The following is a 26323-nucleotide window of genomic DNA, read 5'->3' as shown; positions in this document are numbered from 1 at the left end:
GTATGAATCAAAGGCTTCCTGTACTGCTGCTGGTTTCGGTATTTATTATAGCTACCTGCGGACTGATTTACGAACTGATTGCCGGCACACTGGCCAGTTACCTGTTAGGTGATTCGGTTACGCAATTTTCTACCATCATCGGTGTTTACTTGTTTTCGATGGGTATCGGGTCGTGGTTATCTAAATATTTCGATAAAAACCTGTTGTCCTGGTTTATTCAGATTGAAATTCTGGTGGGTTTGGTGGGTGGCACCAGTTCAACCATCCTGTTCATGGTTTTCGAGAGTGTCAGCGCATTCAGGCCGGTACTGTACGGCCTGGTATCGGTTACCGGCATACTGGTAGGGCTCGAAATTCCGTTGCTGATGCGCATCCTCAAAGACCGATACGAGTTTAAAGACCTGGTTTCTAAAGTTTTTACTTTCGATTATATCGGGGCGCTCATTGCATCGCTCGTATTTCCGCTTATACTTATTCCGTACCTGGGTTTGGTGCGTACAGCCTATTTATTTGGTATGCTCAATGTGGGTGTAGCTTTGCTGGTGTGCCTGGGGTTTTCCAAAGAAATTAGATCCATGCGGTACCTGCGGAGTGCCTCCATCATCAGCTTGGTGGCTCTGCTTGCTGGCTTTATACTGGCTGACACCATTACCAGTTTTGCCGAAAGCATGAATTATGCCGACACTATTATCTACTCTAAAAGCACACCTTACCAGCGCATTATATTAACCAAACGCGGCCGCGACTTGCGGCTGTTTTTAAACGGTAACCTGCAGTTTAGCTCGGTAGATGAATACCGTTACCACGAGGCGCTTATACACCCGGTGTTACAGGCTTTGCCGCAGGCGCAACACATATTGGTAATGGGCGGAGGCGATGGCCTGGCCGTGCGCGAAATACTCAAATATCCGCAGATCAAAAGCGTGACCCTGGTTGACTTGGATAAGGGCATGACCGAGCTTTTCCGCTCTAACGAAATGCTGCTGCGGCTTAACCAGCGTTCGCTGCTATCGCCGAAGGTAAAGGTAATTAGTGCCGATGCTTTTGCCTGGGCACGGATGCAGCAAACGCGTTACGATGCCATTATTATTGATTTTCCTGACCCGTCGAATTATTCGGTAGGTAAGCTTTATACCAACAAGTTTTATAGCATCATCAAGCGTTTGCTCTCGCCGCAGGGTATTATGGTAGTGCAGTCTACCTCGCCATTTGTGGCTCCTAAATCATACTGGACGGTCGAAAAAACGCTGCAATCTGTCGGTTTGCATACGGTGCCTTACCATAATTATGTGCCCTCGTTCGGCGAGTGGGGATACATCATGGCCATGTACAAGCCCAGTTACCAAATGCCCAACACGTATTTGCCCGGCTTGCGGTTTATGTCTAAAGGCACCTTACAGCAAATGCTGTACTTTCCGCGGGATATGGCCCGGTTGCCAGCCAGCGTAAACCGGCTTAATAACCAGATATTGGTAAAATATTTTGAAGATGAGTGGTCTACCGTTTTATAAGCGAGGCGGATTACTGAGCGGTATCAACCGCCGCTCGTTTTTGCTGCGCGCCGGTTTATCGGTAGGCGGGGTAATGCTGCAAAACTGCGTTCAAAAAGTAAGCGGTAACCAGCAGGCCTATAAACATATCAAAGTTCAACTGCGTGGCCCCAACCATAAGGCCGGGCACGTACTGCGCGACAAGCTCAAAATACCGGCTCCATCATCCCCCTCACGTACCGTAAAAACTTTAATTATTGGCAGTGGTATATCAGGCTTATCGGCTGCCCGGTGGTTAAAAATGCAGGGCGAGCACGATTTTGAAGTGCTGGAATTGGAAGACCATGCCGGCGGCAACGCCGCATTTGGCAGCAACCCAGTTTCTAAATATCCTTTGGGAGCGCATTACCTGCCCATTGTAAATAATAACGACTGCCTGCTGATTGATTTTTTGCAGCAGCATAACGTAATTACGGGGTTTAACACAAAAGGGCTGCCGTTTTACAACGAGTATTATTTGTGCTTTGACCCGGAGGAGCGTTTACTAATTAACGGCGAATGGCAGGAAGGCTTGGTGCCCGATTTTGGCGTAATAGCCGCTGACAAGCAGCAGATTACGCGTTTTTTTAAGCTGATTAACGATTACAGGCAGGCCAAAGGCAGCGACGGCAAATATGCGTTCACCCTACCGCTCGATGAAAGTTCGGCCGATGATACTTACCGCCGGTTGGATAAAATTTCCTTTAAAGATTACCTGAAGAATAACGGTTATACATCTGAGTATCTGCTATGGTACCTGGACTATTGCTGTAAAGACGATTATGGAGCTTTGGCAGGCAAGGTATCTGCCTGGGCCGGTCTGCATTATTTTGCGGCCCGTAAGGGCAAGGCGGCTAATGCCGAAGACAATGCAGTGCTTACCTGGCCCGAGGGCAACGGCTGGTTGATGAGCCGCCTGCGCGATGAGGTGAAAGACCATATTAAAACTGGCCGGATGGCTTACGCCATAAAACCCGAAACAAACAGGGTAGAAGTGACGGTGTACGATGTTCAGCAACATCAAACCAGTACGCTATATGCGGAAAAAGTCATCCTGGCATCTCCCCAGTTTGTGAACCAGCGATTGTTGAAAGGCATCGACCGGCCGGGTTTCAACGCTGATATCTTACATTATAGCCCCTGGCTAATTGCTAACTTGTCGGTGAACGATTTACCTTATGCTAAAGGCGCACCCTTGTGCTGGGATAATGTGGTTTATGGTACAGCATCAGTAGGGTATGTAAATGCCAATCAGCAAAATGTGAGTGCAGTAGGTAACAAACGGGTGCTTACTTATTACTTACCCTTAAGCAACCAGGAGCCACGGGTGGCCCGGCTGGCGGCTTATGCCCGTACCAGCGAACAATGGCTGGACATCATCATGCCCGAAATGGAAAAAATGCATCCCGGCATCACTCCCTATATCGAGGAAGCCGATCTTTGGCTATGGGGGCACGGCATGATCAGTCCTGCAGTAGGCTATATATGGGGCAGTGGGCGCGCAGCAGCCCGCCAGCCACTGGGCAATCAAATTTATTTTGCGCATACCGATCTAAGTGGCGTATCGGTGTTTGAAGAAGCTTTTCATCAAGGCATACGCGCAGCTAAACAGGTTTTACAAAAATGAGTAGCGCCGGTAAACCTTTAGAGCAGCCGTGGTTAAGTTCGGTCTGGGTAGATGGTTTGTTCGTCCTTTCGCCACCGTTCTTGGCTTTGTTGTTGGTGGCCAGTTTTCCTGGTGTGTTTAAAAGTACCGCTACCATGCCGCTGGTCTATTGGGTACTGTTAGTGGTGATGGTGGATGTGGCCCACGTTTACAGTACGCTGTATCGCACTTATTTCCGTTCGTCGTCGGTAAAGCAGCGGCCCATGTTGTTGGTTATCCCGCTGTTGTGTTACGTTGCGGGTGTGTTGTTGTATGCGGTCGACGGGTTGATATTCTGGCGCATACTGGCTTACCTAGCCGTGTTCCATTTTATCAGGCAGCAGTACGGTTTTATGCGGTTGTACAGCAGGCACGAGCGCCAATCAAAATTGCACCGCTCTATTGACGCGCTTGCCGTTTACACAGCTACTATTTATCCCTTGCTTTACTGGCACCTGGCTGGAGGCAGGCAGTTCAACTGGTTTGTAGATGGTGATTTTCTGGTGTTTAAATCAGAATTCCTGCTGCAGCTCAGCGGCTATATCTATGGGTGCGTTATTGCAGTTTATGCATTGAAAGAATTACAGATGCTGGCGCGTGTCCGGAAAATTAATCTGCCTCGTAACCTCATCGTTGCAGGCACGCTATTATCCTGGTATTTCGGCATCATTTATTACAACGGGGATATGGCCTTTACCACCCTCAACGTCGTTTCGCACGGTATACCTTACATGGCCCTTATCTGGATTACGGAGCAACAGCGCGTAAAGAATAGAGCCCTTGCCGAGCGTACAATGCTGAAAGCAGTTTATAAGCCTTACACCGGCGTTCTTATTTTTGTGTTGGGTTTGGTGCTGCTGGCTTACGTAGAAGAAGGCCTGTGGGATGGACTGGTTTGGCGCGAGCATACTCCGGTATTTGCCATATTTAAAAATCTGCCTCTCATTCATGATTCTGCTGCCTTGGCGCTGCTGGTGCCGTTGCTGTCATTGCCGCAATCCACACATTATATATTAGACGGGTTCATCTGGAAACGTACAAAGCAGGAGCATCAGTAAGCTGTCTGCAAAATAATTTGCAGGATATTTAAAAACTTGTTTTACCTTCGCACCAATTCCTTATTTATAAATCTTTTTAAACATCAAGGAATCATGACTGCACGTATTCAAATATCGCCCCTTTCGCTTTTGGCCTAACCGGCTGCCGGCATTCTGTTTTTATTTTACTGAAAACACTTCATGGTTTGTTGCCTGTTGCAACGACTGTGTATTGCCTTGGTCTACCTGTTAGTGTGGTAACGTAATTCTGCCACAAAAGGGTATATCCCATTCTCCGGGATGGATTAAAGACCCATTCATCAAATTTAATTTAAAAAAACGCACCGTTTGGCGTGCATTGGGATGATTATGCAGTTTCCAAATTATGGGAAATACGCTGCCAATCCTGTTGCAAGCGCTACGGTGATTAGTCAACTTTCCGGCAAGGCAGAGGAATACCTGTTCATCGCCGGATAAAAACACGTATCCCTCACATGGGCAATTTAAAAATAAAAGAATTAAGTAAAATAGGCTATACCGATAACCAGCTTCGCAGTTTGGTCATAGGTATTGCTTCTAAGCATTTCAAGCACCACACGCATGAGGCATTGCTTGCTTTGCTTACAGATATTAAAAATCAGCCGGAAAAATATTTAACCGACCCGGTTGCCGGTAAAATAGCCGAAAAAATCATCGGCAAACCTGCCGAAGTTCCATTCAGTGTACACGAACTGCTAAACGAACCGCTGCATTACAAAACCTATGGTGGCAAACACATCGAGGAAGCCGCTCACAAGCAAATGGAGCTGGCCATGCAACTGCCCGTAAGCGTTAAAGGGGCGCTGATGCCCGATGCCCATATGGGCTTTGGCTTGCCTATTGGCGGCGTGCTGGCTACCCGGCAGGCGGTAATTCCGTATGCCGTAGGGATGGATATTGGCTGCCGTATGGCATTGACCATTGTTGACGAGAGCGACAGTTATTTTAATCGCTACGGCTACCAGGCCAAACAGGCCCTTAAAAACCATACACACTTTGGAATGGAAGGCGGACTGGACACCCGGCAGGAACACGAGGTGCTGGATAGCCAAATATTTCGCGAGTTAGCTTTTTTACGGCCGCTGCATGGCAAAGCGGTGAGGCAGTTGGGCACCTCGGGCAATGGTAACCACTTTGTGGAGTTTGGCGTGATAGAACTGGCTGAAAACAATGCCTTGCACCTGCCTGCCAAAAGGTACGTGGCACTGTTGTCGCACTCGGGCAGCCGGGGCTTAGGTGCTGCTATTGCTAAGCACTATACCCAACTGGCCATGAATACCTGTAAATTACCCCGCCATGCACAGCCGCTGGCCTGGCTGGACATGCAAACGGAAGCCGGGCAGGAGTACTGGCTGGCCATGACACTGGCCGGCGATTATGCGCGCGCCTGTCATGAGCGCATTCATGCTAACCTGTTAAAAGCTTTAGACCTCAAAGGGTTATGCACGGTAGAAAACCACCACAACTTTGCCTGGCAGGACACACTGGCCGATGGGCAAGAGGTAATTGTTCACCGCAAAGGTGCCACACCAGCATATCAAGGTGAGCTGGGCATTATTCCGGGCAGCATGACCACGCCGGCTTATTTGGTAAGCGGAAAGGGGACCGAAGAGTCGCTGTATTCCGCCTCGCACGGGGCAGGCAGGGCCATGAGCCGGCAAAAAGCCAAAGACAGCATCACGGTATCGGCCATGAAAAAGCTGCTGGACAAAGCCGACGTAACGCTGATTGGCGGCAGTGTAGAAGAAAACCCGATGGCGTACAAGAACATCGATCAGGTGATGGAGGCACAGCATGCGCTGGTAGATGTGCAGGGCCGGTTTACGCCCAAAATAGTAAGAATGAGTAAAGAATAAGCCTCATGAAAAAAATGATTATACAAATTACCTCTGGTAAAGGCCCGGCCGAATGTTGCCGGGCTGTAGCCAGGGTACAGCATCTGATGCTGGCACAAGCGCATCAGCAAAATATAAAAACCGAAGTTTTAGACAGGGTAGAGGCCGATGGGCCAAATACTTTTAAGTCAGTCACATTTACAGCAGAGGGCGTTGGTTTAGACAGCTATATCAACGAGTGGCAGGGCACCGTACAATGGATATCGGCCAGTCCGTTTCGCAGGCAGCATAAGCGCAAAAACTGGTTTGTGGGCATCAGCATATTGCCGTTAAACGAGTTGCCGGTTTGGCGGGATGCCGAAGTCAAACTGGAAACCTGCAGGGCTTCCGGTCCGGGCGGACAACATGTAAACAAAGTAGAAACTGCCGTGCGTGGCACCCACGTGCCATCGGGCATACAGGTGTTGGCTATGGATAGCCGCTCGCAGCTCGAAAACAAAAAGCTTTGCCTGCAGCGTTTGCAAGCTAAAGTGATGGCCTGGCAAACCGAAACTTTGATTACTCAGCAGCAAGAGCAATGGCTTAACCATCACAGCCTCGAGCGCGGCAACGCGGTTAAATCTATTCGTCAGCCGTTATAAAAGGAGGTGTTGCCGGGTAGATAAAGTTTTCATCTTTTGTTTACATCCATCACTAAATATTTTACTTTTAAAACCGGTAAGTAAACCTAACCTGTAAAGCATTAACCATTGCAATTAACCGAAGACCAGATATTTTCACTCGCGCCCGACGAAGCTTCGAAAAAAGCCGGGCGCGATTTGGCCACACCCGCCAAGTGGGTAAGCCTGGGCGTAAGTGCGCAAGCCCTTTGGGGCGAGTGCAAAGGCAGCGGCAGCAAGCCCTACCAAACCCAGGTAGATTTAACCAATGTGGCGTTCAAATGCTCGTGCCCCAGTCGTAAGTTTCCGTGCAAGCATGGTCTGGGCTTGTTGCTATTAAACAGCAGGCAGCCGGGCCTTTTTCAGACTGCCAATATGCCTGGCTGGGTAAGCGACTGGCTCAGTAAGCGTTCGGAAAAGGAAGAAAAGAAAGCCGAAAAAGCTGAAAAGCCGGTTGACGAAAACGCCCTGGCTAAGCGCCAGCAGGCCCGCGAACAAAAGGTAAATGCCGGTATACAGGAGTTGTTGATGTGGATAAAAGATATTGTTCGCAACGGTATCATCTCCCTGCCCGAAAAGGGCGCCGCATTTTGGGAAAACATGGCACGCCGCATGGTAGATGCCCAAGCGCCGGGTTTAGCCGCCATGGTGCGCCAACTGGCCGCTACCCCGTTTTGGAACGAGGGCTGGCAAAGTAGTTTTATGGACAACTTGCTGCAAATATACCTTGTTACCGAAGGCTATCAGCACATTGGTAATATGAACCCGGATTTACAGGCCGATATCCGGGCGGCCATTGGATTTACGGTTAACCAGGACGAGCTGCGACAGCAGGAGGGTATACATGACAACTGGCTGGTGCTTGGCAAAGAGGTACGCGAAGAGCAGCAGCTTAGCGTCGAAGAAAACTGGCTGTATGGCATCCAGTCTGGTCAATACGCCTTGTTTTTGCAGTTCAGTGCCCGCGGGCAGGTTAACCAGGTATCGCTGATGCCGGGGTCGTACATCAAAGCAGAATTAGTTTATTTCCCTTCTGCAGTGCCTTACCGGTGCCTGATCAAAAACCATACAGTCATTAACCCGCCACAGTCGGTAGCACATAGGGCGTGCACCACCTGGCCGCAGGTGGCAGAATACGAAGCGATGTTAAACACAAAGTTGCCTTTCGGCAATACCATGCCCATAGTAGTAGCTGATTTAAAGCCGGTGCAATTTCAAAAGCAATGGTGGCTGCAGGATAACCAGGGGTACTTGTGTAAGATAGCTGACGGTTTTAAGTCGATATACAAGTTACTGGCCCTGAGTGGTGGCGAAGCTTTGCCCATGGCCGTCATCGGCAAAGAAAACGTTTACCGGCCGCTGGGCGTGTGGTATCAAAACACTTATCAATTTTTAGGCTAATGAAAATCTGGGAAGATATCGTACATACCGCTATGCTGGGAACGGATAAACCATCGTCCGGCAACAACGAATGGCCGCAGGAGTTGGCAAACATAGCCGAGTCTATAGAGTCGGCCGGTGAGCAGGACAAAGAAAGCCGGTTTTTGCAAAAGGCAGCCGTCGTTTATAATTACCGGCAATGCGGCTTTATGCCGCTGCAAAAAAGCGAACTTAGCTTTGCACCGGCCGGAGCCGATACAAAGCCGTATTGTTCGGCTGCCGCCGCGCAGTTGCTAACTGCCATTTTGCACGAAGATAACTTGCCGCTCTTACAACTCTGGTTAACACAATGTGAGTACAGTAATCAATTACTCACACCAGGGATGATCCCGGTTGTGCTGGATAAAGCCGCCAAACATGGCGCCATCAGACAGCTATCTATTAACTGCAGCGGCAACCGCGGTGCATGGTTAAGCCAATACAATAAAGATTGGGAGTATTTTACTGTTACACCCAATGAAGAATTATGGCGTACCGGTAAAGCCGACGATCGACTCCGGGTACTGCGCGAAGTAAGGCAGGATGATGCGGCCAAAGGTTTGGAGTGGCTGCAACAAACCTGGCCACAGGAGAGCGCTGCCACCAAGCCCGAACTTTTAAAAACTTTACAGAATAATCTCTCGGTAGCAGATTTGCCCTGGCTCGAATCTTTATTAAATGAAAAAAGCCAAAAGGTAAAAGAGCAGGTGCAGCGTTTACTTAAACAACTGGCAGGTTCGTCCATCGTACGGTTGTACGAAGAGGCGTTGAGCCACTCGGTGACTTTGAAGCAAGAAAAGGCACTGCTGGGCTTAGTTAGCAAAACCACCTTGCAGTTTCACTTGCCTGCCGACCTGAATCCACAAATTTTCAGCACCGGTATTGAAAAGTTGGCCGGCCCGGATGTGAAGATGAGCGACGAAGAGTATATTCTCTACCAATTAATCAGCTCGGTAACACCCTCGTTTTGGGAGCGTCATTTGCAGACCAATCGCGAACAAGTCGCCGAATATTTTGAAAAGTACGCGTCGGATAAAGTTCAGGCACTATGCAATGCTGTCGTGCATTTTAAAAGTACAGAATGGCTGCTGCTTGTCTTGAACCAAAAGCAGTTTAATCCCCACTTATTATATCAACTGTCGCCCCGGCAACAAGATGAATATTTGATGCGTTTTATAAAAGACGATCCTAAAACCGTAATTCAGGAAGCGCTGCACATCAACCATGAATGGAGCCCGGCATTTGCAGTTGAGGCTTTGCGTTTTATGGTCAATTATCCGTATCAATATAGCCGTACTATCCTAAGTACATTCGTTTCGATAATGCCGGCTGCAATACAGAAGCAGCTTGACAGTATTGAAGCTAAAGACCCTTACCTGCAAAGTTTGTGGGAAAAGAACCGGCAATATCTACAAAAACTACTCACCTTAAAACAGCAGATACCCCAGGTATTTAACATATAAAACCTCCGCAATGTCACAAATATTACGTCAACACGCCGAGCAGTTATTTGCTCACGAACTCGAAGAATTAAAAAAGCAGGATAGCGGTAAACGCCCAACTAACTGGGTATTGTCGCCTCAAGCCGTGGTTACTTACCTGGTGGGCGGCAAGCTGAGCAACGGTTTCGAGGTGTCACCTAAATACATCGGTAACCGCCGGTTAATGGAAATTGCCGTGGCCACACTTACTACCGACCGTGCCCTGCTGCTGTACGGCTTGCCCGGTACGGCCAAAAGCTGGGTGAGCGAACATCTTACAGCAGCCGTAAGCGGCGACTCCACCCTCATCATCCAGGGAACGGCGGGTACCAGCGAAGAATCTATCCGTTACGGCTGGAACTATGCGCAACTGATTGCCCAGGGCCCGTCAGCCGCGGCACTGGTAGAAACCCCGGTCATGCGTGCTATGAAAGATGGTAAGATTGTGAGGGTAGAAGAGCTCACCCGCATCGGTGCCGATGTGCAGGATACGTTGATCACCATCCTTTCCGAAAAAACGATGCCCGTACCCGAACTGAACACCGAAGTGCAGGCGGTAAGAGGTTTTAACGTAATTGCCACGGCTAATAACCGCGACAAAGGCGTTAACGAGCTGTCGAGCGCCCTGAAGCGTCGTTTCAATACCGTTATTTTACCCTTGCCCGACTCCGTAGAAGAGGAGATTGATATTGTGCGCCGTCGGGTAGAGAGCTTTGAAAAGGTGATGGAGCTACCGGCCGAACCACCTGCCTTGCAGGAAATTCGCCGGGTGGTTACCATTTTCCGCGAGTTGCGCAGCGGGGTAACTTTAGATGGCAAAACCAAAATCAAAATACCATCGGGCACGCTAAGTACGGCCGAGGCTATCTCGGTAGTCAACAGCGGCTTATCTATGGCGGCGTATTTTGGCGATGGGCGCTTAAAGGCGGCCGACCTGGCCGCCAGCGTTATCGGTTCGGTAATCAAAGACCCGGTGCAGGACAAGCTCATCTGGCAGGAATACCTCGAAACCGTGGTGAAGCCGCGTGATGAATGGAGCGATATTTACCGTGCTTGTCGCGACTTGTAATCAGCAGTAAGCATGGCAGTTCATATTTTAGGTATACGGCATCATGGTCCGGGTTCGGCCCGCAACGTCAAGGCTTTTCTCGAAAATGTTAAGCCCGACATTGTATTGGTGGAGGGTCCGCCCGAGGCTGATGCAATGTTGCAATGGGTAGGTAACGAGGGATTAAAGCCGCCGGTGGCCTTGTTGTGCTATCAGCCCGACGCCCCGCAGCATTCCGTGTTTTATCCTTTCGCCGATTTTTCACCCGAGTGGCAGGCCATTTTGTATGCCCGTACGCATCAAATCCATGTACGTTTTATGGATTTGCCGGCGGGCAACCAGATGCTGATTGAAAAGCAGCCTCCCTTACCACCAGAAGCGCCTGCCGAAGAACTGGCAACCATCAGTGAGGAAGCGATTGCTGTTGAAGATATTCGTAGAAATCCGATCAGTTATCTGGCACATGCTGCCGGCTTTACCGACAGCGAAAACTGGTGGGAGCATACCTTTGAGTATCGCCTCAATAACGATGAGGTATTTGATGCCGTTACCGAAGCCATGCAGGCCCTGCGCGAAAATCTGCCGCAAAAAAATGAGCGGCTGGAGCAACTGCGTGAGGCCTACATGCGCCGCACCATCCGCCAGGCCGAAAAAGAGATGTTTCATACCATTGCGGTTATTTGCGGGGCATGGCATGTACCGGCACTAAAGGCCAAAGTATCGCAAAAAGAAGATAACGAGTTGCTGAAAGGTTTGCCTAAAACCAAAACCGAATGCACCTGGATACCCTGGACGTTTAACCGATTAAGCTTTTACAGCGGTTATGGTGCAGGCATCAACTCGCCGGGTTGGTATAATCACGTGTGGCATCATCCGCATGACGATGGCACTTTGTGGCTGGCTGGTGTAGCGCAGCTGTTCCGGAAACAGCAAATGGATACTTCGGTAGCGCATATTATTGAGGCCGTAAGGTTGGCTGGCTCGCTGGCTGCGCTGCGTGGTTTGCCTAAAGCCGGTTTAGAAGAACTGAACGAGGCCACACTGACAGTGCTTTGCAACGGCGAAAGCATCTTGCTTAAACTGGTACATGAGGAGCTAATTGTAGGTAACCAAATTGGTGAAGTGCCCACCGATATACCCAAACCGCCCCTGCAGCTGGACATCGAAAAGCATCAAAAGAAACTGAGGCTGCCAGCCACGGCCGATTTTAAAGATTACACGCTCGACCTGCGCAAGGATACCGACCTGGAACGCAGTGTATTTTTGCACCGCCTGCACCTGCTGGGTATTCACTGGGGTAAACCGCAGCATACCTCGGGCAAAGGCACTTTTAAAGAACAATGGCGCCTGCAATGGGACCCTGGTTTTTCGGTAGAAATTGTAGAACGCGGTAACTTGGGCAACACTGTGGCCGAGGCTGCTGGCAACAGCGTATTAAACTCCGGTCGTGCAGCTACTGATTTAAAAGCTGTAAGCCGTTTGCTCGAGCAAGCCATCCCGGCAGAACTGCCTGATTCCATCGACGAGTTGATTGAGCGTTTAAACAACCTGGCGGCAGCATCGGCAGATGTGATGGAACTGATGGAGGTAATACCCAACCTCATCATCGTAGCCCGTTACGGCAACGTGCGTAAAACGGATGCGGCCATGGTGCAGGGCATTATAGGCAGTATGGTTACCCGTATTTGCGTTAGTTTGCCCAGTGCTTGTGTGGCTATTGATGAAGATGCCGCCAACCGCCTGCTCGAGCTGTTTTACCAATTAAACGACGGACTGAATTTGCTGCAGCAGACCGAGCTGATAGCACAATGGCAACAGGTGCTGCATATATTGGTTGATAATAAAAATACATCGCCGGTCATTGGTGGTTACAGCACCCGCTTATTGCACGACAGCAAGGAACTGTTGACTGAAGAATTGGTACAGCATTTTAGCTACGCAATGTCGTCTGCTGCGGCCCCGGCAACAGCGGCTGCATGGCTTGAGGGGTTTTTACGGGGCAGCGGCACCTTGCTGCTGCTCGATCAAAACCTATGGCAGCTGATTGATAGCTGGGTGTCAAACTTAAATGAAGATGCCTTTATGCAGGTGCTGCCCCTGTTACGGCGCACTTTTGCCAATTTTTCGGCACCCGAGCGGCGTAAGCTTGGGGAGAAGGCCCGTTCGGGTGGTGGCAATCAGCAGCAGGCCTTGGCAGGAGCAGGCTTTGATGCCGACAGGGCCAAAATGGGCATACCCGTAATTATGGAACTTTTAGGGATTAAACTGTAAACCACAATGGCAGAAACCGAATCACACCACCTGCGCAAATGGCGCCTCATACTGGGCGGCCATCAGCAGGAAGGTACACAACACGAACTAACTGAGGCTGATATCAAAGTTGACCGTACGCTGGAGGCTTTGTATGATAACGACCGCCAGGGTGGCTTAGGCGCATCATCACCCAATGTAAGCCGCTGGCTTGGCGATATACGAACGTTTTTCCCATCGAGCGTGGTGCAGGTGATGCAACAGGATGCTTTAAAGCGGCTCAACCTTACCCAGATGCTGTTTGAAAAAGAGATGCTTGAAACCGTAGAGCCCGATGTGCACCTGGTAGCCACGCTCATGACTTTGAGCCGTGTAATCCCTGACAAAACCAAAGATACTGCACGGCAAGTAGTGCGCCGTGTGGTAGATGAGTTGATGAAAAAACTGGCAGAGCCTACCCGGCAAGCCATCACCGGCAGCTTAAACCGCAGCGTCCGCAATACGCGGCCGCGCCATAACGAAATTAACTGGGGAGCCACTATCTTAAAAAACCTGAAACACTATCAGCCCGAATACAAAACCGTCATTCCCGAAACGCGGCTGGGTTATGGCCGTAAGCGGTCGTCGCTCAAGGATGTAATTTTATGCCTCGACCAAAGCGGGTCGATGGGCTCGTCAGTGGTATACTCGGGCATATTTGGCAGCGTAATGGCGTCTATCCCCGCTGTAAAAACCAAAATGGTGGTGTTTGATACAGCCGTGGCCGATTTGACCGATGATTTATCCGACCCGGTAGATTTGCTTTTTGGTGTCCAGTTAGGCGGCGGTACCGACATTAACGCCGCCTTAACCTACTGCCAGCAAATTGTAACCCGTCCGGCCGATACCGTGATGGTGCTGATAACCGATTTGTACGAGGGCGGCAATGTGGCCGAGATGCGTAAGCGTATGGTTGAGCTGGTTACATCCGGCGTGCAGCTGGTGGTACTACTGGCCTTAAATGATGATGGCGCACCGTCGTACGACCACCGTAACGCACAGTTTCTGGCGGATTTAGGGGTACCTGTTTTTGCCTGCACGCCCGACAAGTTTCCTAACCTGATGGCCGCAGCTTTAACCAAGCAGGATATCGCCTTATGGGCTGCCAAAGAAGAACTGGTCATTAAAAAATAGTTAGTTAACAGTGCTTTAGCGGTTTAATCACTACATTTGCAGCAACAAATCGTTTTAAAGTCTTGCGTCATGTAATTGCCTGCACATACTAATTATTAGTAATCTTCTCCGCATCCCGATGGAGAGGAAAGGCAATTCTTATTTCTATTTTTTAATGACGACAACATGGCTATTTCTCAAAAATATGGTCGTACGTACCATTATCCGTTTTCGCCGGGCACTACCAGCGATGACAGGATACAGCACGACTACTGGGCGCATCTGCAAAAGATTTCGACCCTTATACATACCGAAAAACTGGATGGCGAAAACAACTGCCTGAACAGGTACGGCGTATTTGCCCGTTCGCACGCGGCACCTACCGTATCGCCCTGGACAGAAAGTTTACGCCGTTTTTGGCAACTGGTAAAGCACGATTTAGGTTCGCTGGAAATATTTCTGGAGAATTTATATGCAGTACATTCCATCGAGTACCGGCACCTGCAAAATCACTTTTATGTATTTGCCATACGCGAGCACAATCGCTGGCTAAGTTGGGATGAAACCCGATTTTACGCTGCAATGCTCAATTTGCCAACTGTGCCGGTGCTGAAAATAACAAGTACACCGGCTGATTGCCTGACGTTTGAAAAAAACGTAAAGGATATGGCCTCGGGCCCCGGACTTTTGCAGCCTCACGACGCTTTTACCAGCGAGCCGGTAACGATGGAAGGTATAGTTACCCGCAATGCGGATGGCTATAGTATTGATGAGTTTTCGCACAATGTATTTAAATACGTGCGCAAAGGGCACATTAAAACCGATGAGCACTGGACGCGCAACTGGCGCCGGGCCAAATTACTGAATGAGGGAGGTAACCATGTGGCAGTTTAGCGATAACAAACACTGGGCTTATTTAGAAAACCGGTTTGACTGGGTGAAACGGATGAACGATGTACCGCAGGACCCTGTTTACCACGCCGAGGGCAATGTGGCAATACATATCCGTATGGTGCTTGATGCGCTGATTGCACAGCCTGCTTACCAGGCATTAGCACCGCAGCAAAAGGAGATTTTGTGGACTGCTGCTTTATTGCATGATGTAGAAAAGTACAGCACTACCGTTACCGAAGCCGATGGTCGCATCACTTCTAAAGGGCATGCCAAAAAAGGCGCTTTAACCGCAAGGCAGATACTTTACCGGGAGGTGCCTGCGCCTTTTGCCATCAGGGAGCAGGTGGTTGGCCTGGTACGGTACCATGGCTTGCCGCTTTGGGTGTTTGATAAGCCCGACCCGGTTAAAGCCGCAATTACGGCCGGTATGGAAGTAAATACGGCTTGGCTGGCGCTGCTGGCCCGTGCCGATGTGCTGGGCCGTACCTGCGCTGATAAGGCCGAAATGTTGTATAAAATTGACTGCTTTGAAGCCCTCTGCCAGGAGCAGCAATGCTGGGGCACAGCACGAGCATTTGCTACCGAAGAGGCCAAAGTGTATTACCTGCAACACGAGGAAAGTTATCCTGATTACGTTCCTTTTAAAGAGCATAAGGCAGAGGTGATACTGATGAGCGGACTGCCGGGCGCCGGAAAGGACAATTACGTTTGGCGGCATTACCGCAACATGCCTGTGGTTTCGTTAGATGATATCCGGCTGCAAAAAGGCATTGCCCCAACAGATAAATCGGGCAATGGCCGGGTTGTCCAGGAAGCGAAAGAACTGGCCCGTACTTACCTGCGCAAAAAGCAGCCCTTCGTTTGGAACGCCACCAACATTACCCGCCAGATGCGGATGCAGCTAACAGAGCTGTTTATGACGTACAAAATGAAGGTGAAAATCATTTACATCGAAGTGCCTTACGCGCAGTTGCTGCAACAAAACAGTAGCCGCGAGGCGGTAGTTCCAAGCATAGTGGTAGAAAGGATGATTGACAAGCTCGAAATTCCTGCACCTTGGGAAGCGCATACCGTTGAGTATGTAGTTCAATAATCTCATTAAAACCCTCCTGCAGATGTATGGAGGGTTTTTTATTGTTTCAGCGCTTCAATATCATAATTGCTTGATGAAATAGTTTGCAGTATCATCACCTGCTAACTAATTCTTTTAGATGACCATCGAGAAGCCAACGAAGAAACCATTAAAAAAAATAAAAATTCTGTAACGATTGATGAAACGTTTAGGCATTTAATGCGACAGTATATTAGCTGACCAGAAAAAAGGTATTAGAAAACACATGAGTACGCCGCAAAATTTGATAGCCAGGTGCCAACAGGGGGATACCCATGCCTATACCCGGCTATATGAGCAGCATGCCCGTAATGTGTACAATGCCATTTGCCGGTACGTAGATCATACCGGCGAGGCAGAGGATTTGTTGCAGGAAACTTTTGTGGAAGCCTACCACGCCATTGGCAAACTGCAGGATGCCGAACGCTTTGGCCCCTGGGTAAAGCGGATTGGTATTAACAAAGCCATCAGCTCATTACGCCGCAGGCGGTTGCAGCTTACCGAACTGGATACCGACCATACGGTAATGCCAGAGGAAGCCACGGTTGACGAAGAGGATTTTAAGTACACCATGAGCCGGGTTAGCCAGGCCATCGCCGGGTTGCCTTTAGGTTACCGCACGGTGTTTCAGCTGCATGCGGTAGAGCACATTCCGTTGGTTGAAATTGCCGAACTGCTGGGCATGGCGGCCAGCACGGCACGGGTGCAATATTTAAGGGCCAGGACCAAAATACTGGATATGTTAAAGGAGGGATTGTATGAAAGGTAAGTTAGAAAAGTTTATAGACAAACATAGCGAAGAACTCAATCACCGTATGCCCGACCCGGCAGTGCTGGACCGCATTTTGCAGCAGATAAAACAGCCGGAGGTGATAGAAAGTAAACCAGCGCCCAAAACCGGTATCGTGGTGTCGTTTAGGGCGATACGCTGGCTGGCGGCAGCGTGTGTGTTAATGGCTGCGGTGGCTATTTTATGGAAGATGCAACAAAAACCGGAGGGTAAGCCGCAGGAGTTTACCAAGAACACGCCAAAAAATCTTAGCGATACGGCTGTTACAAAAACAAAGTATACCCCCGCCGATATGCTGGCTCAAAACCAGTCACCGCTTAAACCTCACACCTTTAATGACGTAGACCAGGATATGGCCATTAGGAAAAATCAGGTCGGTTCGCAATTGCGTAAGCCGGGAGGGATGCAGGTAAAGCAGGTACTGCTCGCAAAACTGGAAAACCCGGAATCGCCGGCTGGTCGTATTGCTGCACTTTCGCGGATGGACCGTGGTAGCGCCGTAAGCCGCGATGTGGTAGATGTGCTGGTTAAAACCCTAAACAGCGACCCTAACTCGAACGTGCGGCTGGCAGCTATGGATGGTTTGGCCAAGTTTTACCGCGAAAACTACGTCAGAAAACAACTCGTAAGCTCGCTCAAAAAACAGCAGGACCCGGTGGTACAAATTGCGCTGATTAGCCTGTTAACCAAAATGCGCGAGTCGGCCATACTCAACCAACTCGAAACCTTGGTTAAGCAAGACAGCACGATAGATGCGGTTAAAGAATCGGCCTATAACGGCATCTTCGAGCTTCGCGGTTCATCAGGCACGCACCGTTTATAACAAAATTAAAAAAGTCAACTTCATAAATTATTCAAGCTCAACGTATACAACATGAAAAAGCAACTATTTGTCCTGCTCATCGGAGCGTTATTAACGGGCCAGGCTTATGCCCAGGAATACAAAATAGCCAAAAGCACCGGCCGCCTGGTTATCAAAATGCCCTCGGTTAGCGTAGAGGGTTATGACGGTAAAGAAATTATTTTCTCGAGCCAAAGCAAGCAGCTTGCTGATGAAAGGGCTGCCGGTTTGATGCTGCTCAGCGGCTCCGGGTTAAAAGATAATACCGGTATCGGCCTCAGTACAACCGAAAAAGGGACAGATTTAGAGGTTGCCGCCGTTGACCCAAGCATGGGTAAGGTAACTATTAAAGTGCCCAAAGGTCTGGCTATTTCTTACAACTGGCAAGATCTGCACCATTCGGGTAACGCCACGTTTAAAAATATCCAAAAAGAAATCGACATATCCTCTAAAAACAATGCGGTAGAGCTGGATGAGGTGAGTGGTCCGGTAAGTGTTAATACCCTGTACGCATCAGTTAAAGTCCGTTTTACAGACAAGGTTACCGGTCCGATCACTATTGCTTCCATATATTCAACAGTAGACGTATCGGTACCATTGGCTACCAAAGCTAATTTAAAGCTCAATACTACCTATGGTAAAGTGTTTGCCGGTTCGGATATGAAAATCGACCTTAAAAAACGTACGGAAGACGAAATGGTAGAATACACCGGCCATATTGAAGGCACCCTGAACGGTGGCGGTTCCGACATCAGCCTGAGCTCTACTTACGGCAAGGTTTACCTGCGCAAAACGATGTAATCTCATCAATCACTAAAATTAATTTTTCATGAAAGCAATATTAACCGTGCTGGCCCTGCTGCTGGCGCATGGGGCGACCATTGCCCAAACGGTCATCAACCGCAGTTATTCTTTAAAATCAGGAGAGAAGCTACTGTTAAAGTTTGACTATCCGGTGGTGCGCGTAAGCACCTGGGACCAGAAAGAAGTATCAATCGTAGCCAAAGTAAGCATCAATGATGGCGAAAGCGACAGTGCTTTTTTACTGCAGGATGAAAATAATAATGGTGTGCTGCAAATAAGCAGCCGTATTAAAGATATGGATAAGCTGCCGCGCCGCTACACGGTTTGGGAGGCCGGAAAAAAAACAGTATTTAAAAGCGAAGCTGAGTTTAAAGATTACAAAAGTAAAGCTGGCAGCGTTAATTCTTACTCAACCGGGACAGACATCGATATTAAAATTGAAGTGAAAGTACCTGCCGGAACGCCTACCGAGATAAGTTCGGTTTACGGTATGGTAGAGTTGGCTAATTTTAACGCCCCGGTTACTATTGATGCTGTTTACGGCGGTATTGATGCCTCGTTAGATAAAGCGCGTGCCGGGCAAATTAAGGCAACCACAGTGTATGGAAAAATATACTCAAATTTAAATTTGGAGCTGACTGATCATCAGCAACAGAACTTTTTAAACTCGATAACGGCCCAACCAGGCAAAGGACCGGCCTATGCGTTTAAGTCTACGTATGGTAAAATCTATATTAGAAAACTTTAATGTGGCGATTTTGGTTGAAAGAATGAGCTAACCGGCAATAGATTTGTTTTGTATAATTACATGATAATCAGTTAAATATAACGATTGTCATAATGGGTAGAAGCAATGTAACATTTGTGTTATAAATTTTATTAATAGCCCATCATTAAATGCGATTTGCAAAATGGGCATGTTTGTTGCACATTTGTGGTGTCGGCAATCTTCGCCGACAAATTGTGATAAGGTTTAGGTTGAAGCCTTCCCAGCTGCAAGAGCGGGGAAGGCTTTATTTTTTTCTGTCAATTTGTTTTTCAAAACTTACGAACTCATCTCAGCAATCGCTTTCGGGTATTGCTAAAGCTGTATAACCACTGTTTATTTTGAAGTGTTAAACCTGAAAACATCTTTATTAAGCTGCCTGTCGGGCGGGTTAAAGTTTTGCAGTTCCTGAGCCACGGCCGGGTTTATCATTATATGTTCGGATATAATTTCGTAACTCATATCCCTAATTGTTCCCGATAATTCATTTTGTTTACTGTATTCGTGCTTCAACACCCTTAAAAATACTTCGCGGTTAGTGGCGCTTACTTCGTCTTTGTACAACCTGTTAAGTTCAACAGCATAATGCTTATTGTCTTCAATATTGTTAAAATAATTGTTCAGGCAGTTAAAAGCGTCATGGTTGCTGCGCCAACCGTCTATCAACAAGCCTTGAGCGCCGGCTATATCGTTCATCTTTTGTTTACGAATGAGTGAGGCTTTCAAATACTGGTTACGGTACCGGTAATGGTCTACCACCTTCTCAAAGTATTCCATAGCTTTGTCATTCTTTCTCAAGGTGAGGTATAAGTCGCCTACCTTTTCATAATTGTGAAGTTCTTTGTAAAGTTCTATCGCCTCCAGGGTAGCATTCGCCTTCTCGTAGTATTCGGCTGCTTTTTGTTTGTCTTGTAAATATTGCAGATATATGGCTGCCGCCTCGGCATAAAAGCCGCCCTCAACCAGCGTCTCTGCCGCCTTCGTATAGTTTTTAAGTAACTTTAGGTAAATAAAAGCAGCTTTGTAATAGTCTTTTTGCTTAATTAAATCCTGAGCCGTTTTTTCGTATTGAGCCTGTAATTCGATCTGCTTGCTGCCAATACTGGCCGAACCGCCGCCCGTGCGTCCGCTGCTGCCGTAACTGCCACCAAGCGACAGGTTGGACCATTGGTTATTTAAATTTAAACCACCCGAACCTGAGCCGCGATTAGTGCCATCATTGTCTATAGGGATGGCGCGTTTAAGCGCTTCATCAGGGTCTGTTTTAAATAGATCCAGCAACCGGTCAACCTCGCTCTGGTTTCGTTTTTCCAGGTCGTGATAGTCGTTTTGTATAGTGTCGCCAAAATTAGCGCCACCACCAAACAAGCCGCCAAACATGGAGCCTAAACCACCAAGTATGCCCATACCACCTCCGCCAAGTATACCGCCACTGCCCGTGGTATCACCAAAAAGATTCTTGTACATAGCCAGCTTCATTTGCTCGGCCTTAGTTAAAGATTTTGATTCATCCTCTTCCTCCGGAACGGCATCCTGCAACTGCTTGATGAATGCTTCGGGTACAACAGGCTCCACCTGGAAACTCCGGATTTCGCCGGGTATAAACACTTTTTCGGCGGGCATAGTTAATTGCCTTGGTACGTGTACCGGCGCCTCAATCAGGGTCGTCCAGTCAATCGGTTCGGTAAGTTCGCAAAAACCATATACCGGATGAAAAAAGTACTTTTTGCCGGCAAAAAGTGTTTGTATTTCGTCAACGGCGATGGCCGGAAATAACTGCGATTTTTCGGGAATAAACAATGTATGGTAAACCGACTGGCAATATTCGTTGCTGTAAATTTCGCGGATGGTTTGCGTAGTAATAAGCAAACAGCCGGCAACCGTATTAGCGACCGTTCCGGGTATGGCATAGGCTTCCACATCTTGGAGCGATAGCCCCATCAGCTGTACCTGTTCCATCCAATAACGAATAGAAGAGCCTTTAATAAACACGCCCAACAGCGGGTATTTGCTTAATGCAGCCGGTTTAATTTTTAGTTCCATTTTTTATGGTTTTGATAAATGGATGAATGTATCGCTCAAAAAACAGCGTTGGGTGCAAAATTTCTGTGGTGGCGTTCGGGTCGTTTTCCATGCTTTCTATAGTAACTATAGCACCTGCCTGCTCCAGCTTAAATTTAAAATCGGCCGCTTTACGATGCGATGCATTTTGCCATACGGATTGCGGGGCATGATCAACCAAAGCTTTAGCATCTTTTAAACCAACACCTGTAAACTCTTTAATAATCTTTACTATTTCAAGTGGCTTACTGCCCACTGCTTTTAAAAATATGTTAACCCTTGGCGATTTATAATAATAAGGGTTGCCAGCAAATGCCCCGGCAGTAGCTATGCCTAAGCTGCTATCTAACACGGCAGGCACATAAATGTGCGGTATTTTTTTATCGCTGCTTTTAAAAATAAAATAACCTGCGCTTTTAATTTCGATGATGCTGCCATCGGCGAAAAGAAAATTGCTTTTGGATATTTTTTCGGCCTGTATTATTGTTTTCGAAAACAATGAATCCATCTTTATTATGCCGTTACTGTTTACGTACAACTCGTGCGTATTAAAAACAAAGTTGCCTTTCTCATTAATGGTTAGCTGCTGAACGTTTTTTAATTGTTTCCAGGCATCAAAAAACTTTTGCTGCAGTACGCCTAAGTCTTTCTGGCGCGATTGCTGGTTTTCTAAAATCACCTTCGGGAGTACCGCGCTATTAGTAATTGTTCCGTCGAGCGAAATAGCCCAGCTATTTTCGCGCAATACGTAATAAAATTGGTTATCGTAAAATACAAAATCGTTATAGGCATATCTCCAAACCTCAAACCGGAATATTTTCCGATCATTATTGCTTAGGTTTAGCAAAAGTATTCTTCTGTCTTTTTGCGCAAAAACAAGCAAAACGTGGGTACCGTCGTCAGTTAAACCCATTGCGCCGGTTGCTGAAGTAAAGGGGAGGTCCTGAACTACCAGTTCCCAGCCTTTTTCGTTTTTCTTCGATTCTACATCATACAATCGGTAAAGCTTTTTATCTGTGCTCAGCAAATAAATTTCATCATCAGCAGTGCTCATCATTGTACCCGGAATTTGAGGCATTTTAAGCAGAATAGGTAACCGGGTAGCACTCGGGCCACCTTGTTTGCTGCGCTCGGGCTGGTTCCATAATTCTTCTAACGGCAACTGGAAATCCTGAACATGCTTTTTATTGTTTTGCTGCCGCCTGTACAACGATACTCTGCCCCTTGTGGTAATATATATCCAGTAACTGAAAAAATCGTGATGGTCGCTCATCAGTTTCAGCATCTCCGGCGACTGCATGTTATCTGCTGCCGAGATAAAAAATACTTCGGCTTTGCCTTTATACGCTGCAATAAAGCTTTCCAAACCGCGGGCGGGGTGCAGGCAACTGTCTACATGCCGCAAACTTACAATCAAATCGTCAACCGTGTTAAAGGTAACCGGCTGGCAGGTATTACCTGCCGAAAATGCAACGCACTCAATATCAGTTTTAGGGTGCCTGGCAATAGCCAGCATTACCGCGTAAGCAACTGTTTTAGGTGTTCCCCAAGTTTTGATAGAAACATCAATAATTAGAACGCGCTTTAAATTATTGCTGATGGGTGGTACCTCACGGTTAAGATACAGCGCCTCGTTATTGGCCAATCTTGATAGAAATACCAAGTCGTCATTGGCAAATTCCGAAATCAGCAGTTTATCAAAATCGCCTTTGTTGGTTAAATCAGAAACACCACCCAGTGGCTGTGTGCTGGGTAATGAGTTATGCAGCGGGATATGCAACGCACCCCACAGGTGCTTAATGAGCACCCCAATCGGGCGGGTGGCATGCTCGTCGGTAAGTAGCTGCAACCAGTCATCTTTCTTTTTTTGCTGTAGGTTGCTGTTTAAATCTTTAAGTTCTTCGTCTACATTTAATGCCGAACTTACTTTAGACAGCAGGGTCGGCACATCCGGAAAGTTTTTGCTTAGCAAGGCAATAGGCAACAGATCGCGTTTGTAGCGGTCTTTTTTAAGTTTGGGTTTTGCCTCTGGTTGCTGATGGTCGGCTCTAATAGTGCGGTAATCGCTCAAAATACGCTTTGCCGCCCTGGCCGACAGCCGATTATGGCACGACTCAAATATAGTTTGCAAAACTATGAGCCGGTTGGTGCCCAGTTTGTAATCACTCGGTAACTTAGATAGCATCTCCAGAAATGCAAAAGCCTGCTCTGCTGATTGATCGCCGCGCTCTACATCAGGCGCAATGATGGTACGTACGTGGTGTATATCCATTGTACCATTAGCGTTGGTTGCCATAATGGCCAACAGCACCGAGCCAAAAGGCGGAATACCCTGTATGGATAGCTGCTGTAAAACCGACTCAACCAGTTCGCGGTAGGCAATGGTGTTGCCGCCCGGAATGGCCACCACTTCTTTGTGGTCTTCCCACTGCCAAAAGTAGTCCTGATAAGGCTGAAAATAGTCCTGATAAGTCATTTATAAAGCCTCCGGTAATTGTTTAAGGCTAACGCGGCATGAGCCTATGGTTAAGGGCCTCAGTTGCGCTTTGGGTATAGTAAAATAGCTTGAGTCGGGATTAAACACAATCCAAAATAAACTTTTGGGGTTAAGCAGCGTGTTTAACGACGATGAAAGCGCATACAAATCAAAATTGTAACCGGCCGGAATCATGAAGTCGCCCTCGGTGTAGTATACCCTGGCCTGCAGCGGCAAAAGCGGATGGCCAACTACAAATGCATCCTGTTGATTAACAATCGTCCACCTGATATTTCTTAACCTGATGGCAGGTGCCGTATCTGCATAGCTCCGGAGCTGGCCAAGCGGAACAAGCATCGCCGCAGCAATTTTTTCATGATCTGATTGCACCAGTTTCACGGCTACCTTGTCGGGTATGCCGAAATAATTATGATTATAAGCCGGTAGTTTAACAGGCAAAGCCCTGTCAATGGGTGACCATAGCAAAGCCGGTATGTTTCGTTCGGGCAGGTAAGCATCCTTAAAAAATAGCTTGCCGCCGCGTGCCTCGTACATTTGCTTTTCGGGCAGGCTAAGCACCTCCGCAGCTTTAATTTGCTCGGCTGTAAAATCCTTTACCCAAATGTTATCATCCTCGTGTGCCGCCTTCAGGTTTTTCCAGTGGCGAATAGCGCCCAGGTGCTCTTTGCTGCGGATGTTTAGCCGCAGGTAATAAACTACACTGCCTGCAGTATTTTGTGCCATAGTAACTCAATTTCGGTTTGGATGTGCTGCTTGTGCTCGTCGTTTTTTATCCAGTTGCTGCGGGTTTGTATGTAACGCAGCTTATCTTTAATTACGTTTTGCTCTTCAAAAGACAGGTTGTCATTCTCGAATCTGCCTTTTAGGTGCACTACTTCTTTCATCAGCTCTTCGGCGTTGGGTGCGTTATTTAAAACCGCCTGCGGGTGTGCATTGGCCGGGCTTTCTTTTTCGATAATCAGATTCACCATGCCCGAGAGTATTTCTATCTGCTCCTCAGTATCCCAGATATATTTTAATACCCACAAATCGGAGGTAATGGCTTCTTGCCGGCCACAAATAATAGCACTGGCTGCCAGTAGGTTCTGTATTTTTACTGCCCTGCGGTCGGATACCTTGATGCCCGTATTACGCAGGTTATGAACTAAGTCCACGTATTGCTTTCTGATGGGCGAGAGGTCTACCGTTTTTCTGAGCGATTGCAATTCCCTTATTTCGGTTGGTGTAATTTGTGGCTTTTCAATACCTTCTTTGTTCTGGAAATTCCAGCCCGCCATCAGCACATGCTCCAGCAAATCGGTATCTACGTAATCGCACTTTACCCGCACCAAAAATCGGTCGAGCAAGGCGTTGAGTGCATCATCCTCGGGCAGCACGTTGCTGGCGCCAATAAACATTAAAGCAGGCAGGTTGCGGGTTTCTTTGCCGCGCCTAAAAATTTTTTCGTTAAGTGCCAGCAGCAAGCTGTTGAGTATGGCGCTGTTGGCGTTAAATATCTCATCTAAAAACACCATAGAGGCCTCGGGCATCATGCCTTCGGTATTGGTAATCAGGTTACCGTCTTTAAGCGCCCTGATATCAAAGGGGCCAAAAATTTCGTTAGGCTCGGTAAAGCGGGTTAACAGGTATTCGAAGTTTTTACCATCGATGATACAGTTAGACAACGACCGTACAATGGCACTTTTGGCCGTGCCGGGTGGGCCCAGCAAAAAGGCATTCTCATTGGCGATGAGGCATACACCAAGCAGGTCAACAATTTCGTTTTTACCAACAAAGGTTTCTTTTACAGAAGAGAGTACGGCGTTAAGCCTTTGGATATGATTATTCATTGATGTGTTCAGGTTTAAAGTCTTTCCATAAATCGGCGGCAAACATGCCCAGGCTTGCGCTTACGGAAACGGTAAAAAAAGGATGCGTAGCCAGCGGTAATCGCGTATGTTTTATAATACGGTCGGTATACAGTTGTTTCAAGCACCGATCAGCATAAGCTTCATTCGGATTAATTTTTTGAGGATGTAGCGGGTAGCGCACGCCCGAATAATGCCAGGCGGTAAGTAATTCCAGCAAATGCAAAATCAAACCATCATCAGGGTCAATAACGCTTAACTGACTGATGATATCGGGCAAAAATCGCAGGCAAAGGTCGGCCGACAGGATAGCCGAAGCATCCATCTCCATCGGGTAATGGCAAAGGAGCTCGCGCACCTGGGTCACTTTGCTTTCGCGATAAAGAATGAGTTGTGCGGCAAGGTAGATAGTTTTTGCGGCCCACAGTGCTGCTTCGCGGCTAAAAGGCGGCGGCGAGTAAGGGTAGTCCAGGGATTCGCGTTCGTATTCTGCCTCGAGATAGTTTACAACCTCGGTTTCTTCGGGTTGGCTTATTTCTATCACATTGCCAAACAGCATCACCTCTTCTTCGTGCCGGAGGTGTCTGAGCATTTTAAGGAATAGGTTATTTTGCATAA

General features: G+C 47.9%; 21 protein-coding genes. 16 read left to right on the top strand and 5 right to left on the bottom strand.

Annotated elements, in window-relative coordinates; translation table 11 throughout:
- The first annotated feature begins 2 nt into the window (after positions 1-2).
- The 16 genes from AAGR14_RS14660 (at position 3) to AAGR14_RS14585 (ending at position 19282) form a co-directional block, all read left to right on the top strand.
- Positions 3-1511: a polyamine aminopropyltransferase gene (locus tag AAGR14_RS14660; protein ID WP_342644978.1), complete on the top strand. Its 1509-nt coding sequence runs from the start codon at positions 3-5 to the stop codon at positions 1509-1511.
- Entirely contained in the window at positions 1489-3156 is a 1668-nt protein-coding gene (locus AAGR14_RS14655; RefSeq protein ID WP_342644977.1) for an NAD(P)-binding protein, read from the top strand. Before AAGR14_RS14660 ends, AAGR14_RS14655 begins: the two co-directional genes overlap by 23 nt.
- Entirely contained in the window at positions 3153-4232 is a 1080-nt protein-coding gene (locus AAGR14_RS14650; RefSeq protein WP_342644976.1) for a hypothetical protein, read from the top strand. The genes AAGR14_RS14655 and AAGR14_RS14650 overlap by 4 nt, the downstream gene beginning before the upstream one ends.
- 473 nt (positions 4233-4705) lie before the next feature.
- Positions 4706-6106, top strand: coding sequence for an RtcB family protein (locus AAGR14_RS14645; RefSeq protein ID WP_342644975.1), 1401 nt, complete (start codon positions 4706-4708; stop codon positions 6104-6106).
- Between the two features lie 5 nt (positions 6107-6111).
- Positions 6112-6726 carry a peptide chain release factor H gene (prfH, locus tag AAGR14_RS14640; RefSeq protein ID WP_342644974.1) on the top strand — a complete coding sequence of 205 codons (615 nt, stop codon included), beginning with the start codon at positions 6112-6114 and terminating at the stop codon, positions 6724-6726.
- Positions 6727-6834: 108 nt separating this feature from the next.
- The gene (locus AAGR14_RS14635) at positions 6835-8145 is read left to right on the top strand and encodes an SWIM zinc finger family protein (RefSeq protein WP_342644973.1); all 1311 of its coding nucleotides are present in this window, start codon (positions 6835-6837) and stop codon (positions 8143-8145) included.
- Positions 8145-9626: a DUF5691 domain-containing protein gene (locus tag AAGR14_RS14630; RefSeq protein WP_342644972.1), complete on the top strand. Its 1482-nt coding sequence runs from the start codon at positions 8145-8147 to the stop codon at positions 9624-9626. The genes AAGR14_RS14635 and AAGR14_RS14630 overlap by 1 nt, the downstream gene beginning before the upstream one ends.
- Before the next feature lie 10 nt (positions 9627-9636).
- A complete protein-coding gene (locus AAGR14_RS14625) occupies positions 9637-10713 on the top strand; it encodes an AAA family ATPase (RefSeq protein WP_342644971.1) in 1077 nt (358 codons plus the stop codon).
- 12 nt (positions 10714-10725) lie between these two features.
- Entirely contained in the window at positions 10726-12963 is a 2238-nt protein-coding gene (locus AAGR14_RS14620) for a DUF5682 family protein (protein WP_342644970.1), read from the top strand.
- 6 nt (positions 12964-12969) lie between these two features.
- Positions 12970-14115, top strand: coding sequence for a VWA domain-containing protein (locus AAGR14_RS14615; RefSeq protein WP_342644969.1), 1146 nt, complete (start codon positions 12970-12972; stop codon positions 14113-14115).
- A 165-nt stretch (positions 14116-14280) separates the two neighbouring features.
- Positions 14281-14988, top strand: coding sequence for an RNA ligase family protein (locus AAGR14_RS14610; protein ID WP_342644968.1), 708 nt, complete (start codon positions 14281-14283; stop codon positions 14986-14988).
- On the top strand, positions 14960-16081 hold the full coding sequence (locus AAGR14_RS14605; RefSeq protein ID WP_342644967.1) for an AAA family ATPase: 1122 nt from the start codon (positions 14960-14962) through the stop codon (positions 16079-16081). The genes AAGR14_RS14610 and AAGR14_RS14605 overlap by 29 nt, the downstream gene beginning before the upstream one ends.
- A 244-nt stretch (positions 16082-16325) precedes the next feature.
- Positions 16326-16868, top strand: a complete 543-nt coding sequence (locus AAGR14_RS14600) for an RNA polymerase sigma factor (RefSeq protein ID WP_342644966.1) — start codon at positions 16326-16328, stop codon at positions 16866-16868.
- Complete coding sequence (locus AAGR14_RS14595; RefSeq protein ID WP_342644965.1) at positions 16858-17712, top strand: HEAT repeat domain-containing protein; 855 nt, start codon at positions 16858-16860, stop codon at positions 17710-17712. The genes AAGR14_RS14600 and AAGR14_RS14595 overlap by 11 nt, the downstream gene beginning before the upstream one ends.
- A gap of 51 nt (positions 17713-17763) precedes the next feature.
- Entirely contained in the window at positions 17764-18531 is a 768-nt protein-coding gene (locus tag AAGR14_RS14590; RefSeq protein WP_342644964.1) for a hypothetical protein, read from the top strand.
- Positions 18532-18559: 28 nt separating this feature from the next.
- Entirely contained in the window at positions 18560-19282 is a 723-nt protein-coding gene (locus AAGR14_RS14585; RefSeq protein ID WP_342644963.1) for a hypothetical protein, read from the top strand.
- Between the two features lie 354 nt (positions 19283-19636).
- On the opposite strand, the gene AAGR14_RS14580 is transcribed toward AAGR14_RS14585, so the two are convergent.
- From AAGR14_RS14580 to AAGR14_RS14560, 5 genes are read right to left on the bottom strand one after another with little or no spacing between them, the layout of a single operon-like run.
- The gene (locus AAGR14_RS14580) at positions 19637-21343 is read right to left on the bottom strand and encodes a hypothetical protein (protein WP_342644962.1); all 1707 of its coding nucleotides are present in this window, start codon (positions 21341-21343) and stop codon (positions 19637-19639) included.
- The gene (locus AAGR14_RS14575; RefSeq protein WP_342644961.1) at positions 21327-23837 is read right to left on the bottom strand and encodes a ribosomal protein L7/L12; all 2511 of its coding nucleotides are present in this window, start codon (positions 23835-23837) and stop codon (positions 21327-21329) included. Before AAGR14_RS14575 ends, AAGR14_RS14580 begins: the two co-directional genes overlap by 17 nt.
- Positions 23838-24581, bottom strand: a complete 744-nt coding sequence (locus AAGR14_RS14570; protein ID WP_342644960.1) for a hypothetical protein — start codon at positions 24579-24581, stop codon at positions 23838-23840.
- Entirely contained in the window at positions 24554-25687 is a 1134-nt protein-coding gene (locus tag AAGR14_RS14565; RefSeq protein WP_342644959.1) for an AAA family ATPase, read from the bottom strand. Before AAGR14_RS14565 ends, AAGR14_RS14570 begins: the two co-directional genes overlap by 28 nt.
- On the bottom strand, positions 25680-26297 hold the full coding sequence (locus AAGR14_RS14560; protein WP_342644958.1) for a hypothetical protein: 618 nt from the start codon (positions 26295-26297) through the stop codon (positions 25680-25682). The genes AAGR14_RS14565 and AAGR14_RS14560 overlap by 8 nt, the downstream gene beginning before the upstream one ends.
- Positions 26298-26323 lie beyond the last annotated feature (26 nt).

It is taken from the genome of Mucilaginibacter sp. CSA2-8R (genome assembly GCF_038806765.1).
Taxonomy (GTDB): domain Bacteria; phylum Bacteroidota; class Bacteroidia; order Sphingobacteriales; family Sphingobacteriaceae; genus Mucilaginibacter.
Note: the sequence above shows the minus strand (reverse complement) of the source record. Positions and strands in the feature narration are given on the sequence as shown.

Coding starts and splice junctions, on each gene's coding strand:
- AAGR14_RS14595 (WP_342644965.1), top strand. CDS start 16,858: ATGAAAGGTAAGTTAGAAAAGTTTATAGACAAACATAGCGAAGAACTC.
- AAGR14_RS14580 (WP_342644962.1), bottom strand. CDS start 21,343: ATGGAACTAAAAATTAAACCGGCTGCATTAAGCAAATACCCGCTGTTG.
- AAGR14_RS14660 (WP_342644978.1), top strand. CDS start 3: ATGAATCAAAGGCTTCCTGTACTGCTGCTGGTTTCGGTATTTATTATA.
- AAGR14_RS14645 (WP_342644975.1), top strand. CDS start 4,706: ATGGGCAATTTAAAAATAAAAGAATTAAGTAAAATAGGCTATACCGAT.
- AAGR14_RS14600 (WP_342644966.1), top strand. CDS start 16,326: ATGAGTACGCCGCAAAATTTGATAGCCAGGTGCCAACAGGGGGATACC.
- AAGR14_RS14630 (WP_342644972.1), top strand. CDS start 8,145: ATGAAAATCTGGGAAGATATCGTACATACCGCTATGCTGGGAACGGAT.
- AAGR14_RS14615 (WP_342644969.1), top strand. CDS start 12,970: ATGGCAGAAACCGAATCACACCACCTGCGCAAATGGCGCCTCATACTG.
- AAGR14_RS14590 (WP_342644964.1), top strand. CDS start 17,764: ATGAAAAAGCAACTATTTGTCCTGCTCATCGGAGCGTTATTAACGGGC.
- AAGR14_RS14575 (WP_342644961.1), bottom strand. CDS start 23,837: ATGACTTATCAGGACTATTTTCAGCCTTATCAGGACTACTTTTGGCAG.
- AAGR14_RS14570 (WP_342644960.1), bottom strand. CDS start 24,581: ATGGCACAAAATACTGCAGGCAGTGTAGTTTATTACCTGCGGCTAAAC.
- AAGR14_RS14625 (WP_342644971.1), top strand. CDS start 9,637: ATGTCACAAATATTACGTCAACACGCCGAGCAGTTATTTGCTCACGAA.
- AAGR14_RS14655 (WP_342644977.1), top strand. CDS start 1,489: ATGAGTGGTCTACCGTTTTATAAGCGAGGCGGATTACTGAGCGGTATC.
- AAGR14_RS14585 (WP_342644963.1), top strand. CDS start 18,560: ATGAAAGCAATATTAACCGTGCTGGCCCTGCTGCTGGCGCATGGGGCG.
- AAGR14_RS14560 (WP_342644958.1), bottom strand. CDS start 26,297: ATGCTCAGACACCTCCGGCACGAAGAAGAGGTGATGCTGTTTGGCAAT.
- AAGR14_RS14610 (WP_342644968.1), top strand. CDS start 14,281: ATGGCTATTTCTCAAAAATATGGTCGTACGTACCATTATCCGTTTTCG.
- prfH (WP_342644974.1), top strand. CDS start 6,112: ATGAAAAAAATGATTATACAAATTACCTCTGGTAAAGGCCCGGCCGAA.
- AAGR14_RS14565 (WP_342644959.1), bottom strand. CDS start 25,687: ATGAATAATCATATCCAAAGGCTTAACGCCGTACTCTCTTCTGTAAAA.
- AAGR14_RS14650 (WP_342644976.1), top strand. CDS start 3,153: ATGAGTAGCGCCGGTAAACCTTTAGAGCAGCCGTGGTTAAGTTCGGTC.
- AAGR14_RS14620 (WP_342644970.1), top strand. CDS start 10,726: ATGGCAGTTCATATTTTAGGTATACGGCATCATGGTCCGGGTTCGGCC.
- AAGR14_RS14605 (WP_342644967.1), top strand. CDS start 14,960: ATGAGGGAGGTAACCATGTGGCAGTTTAGCGATAACAAACACTGGGCT.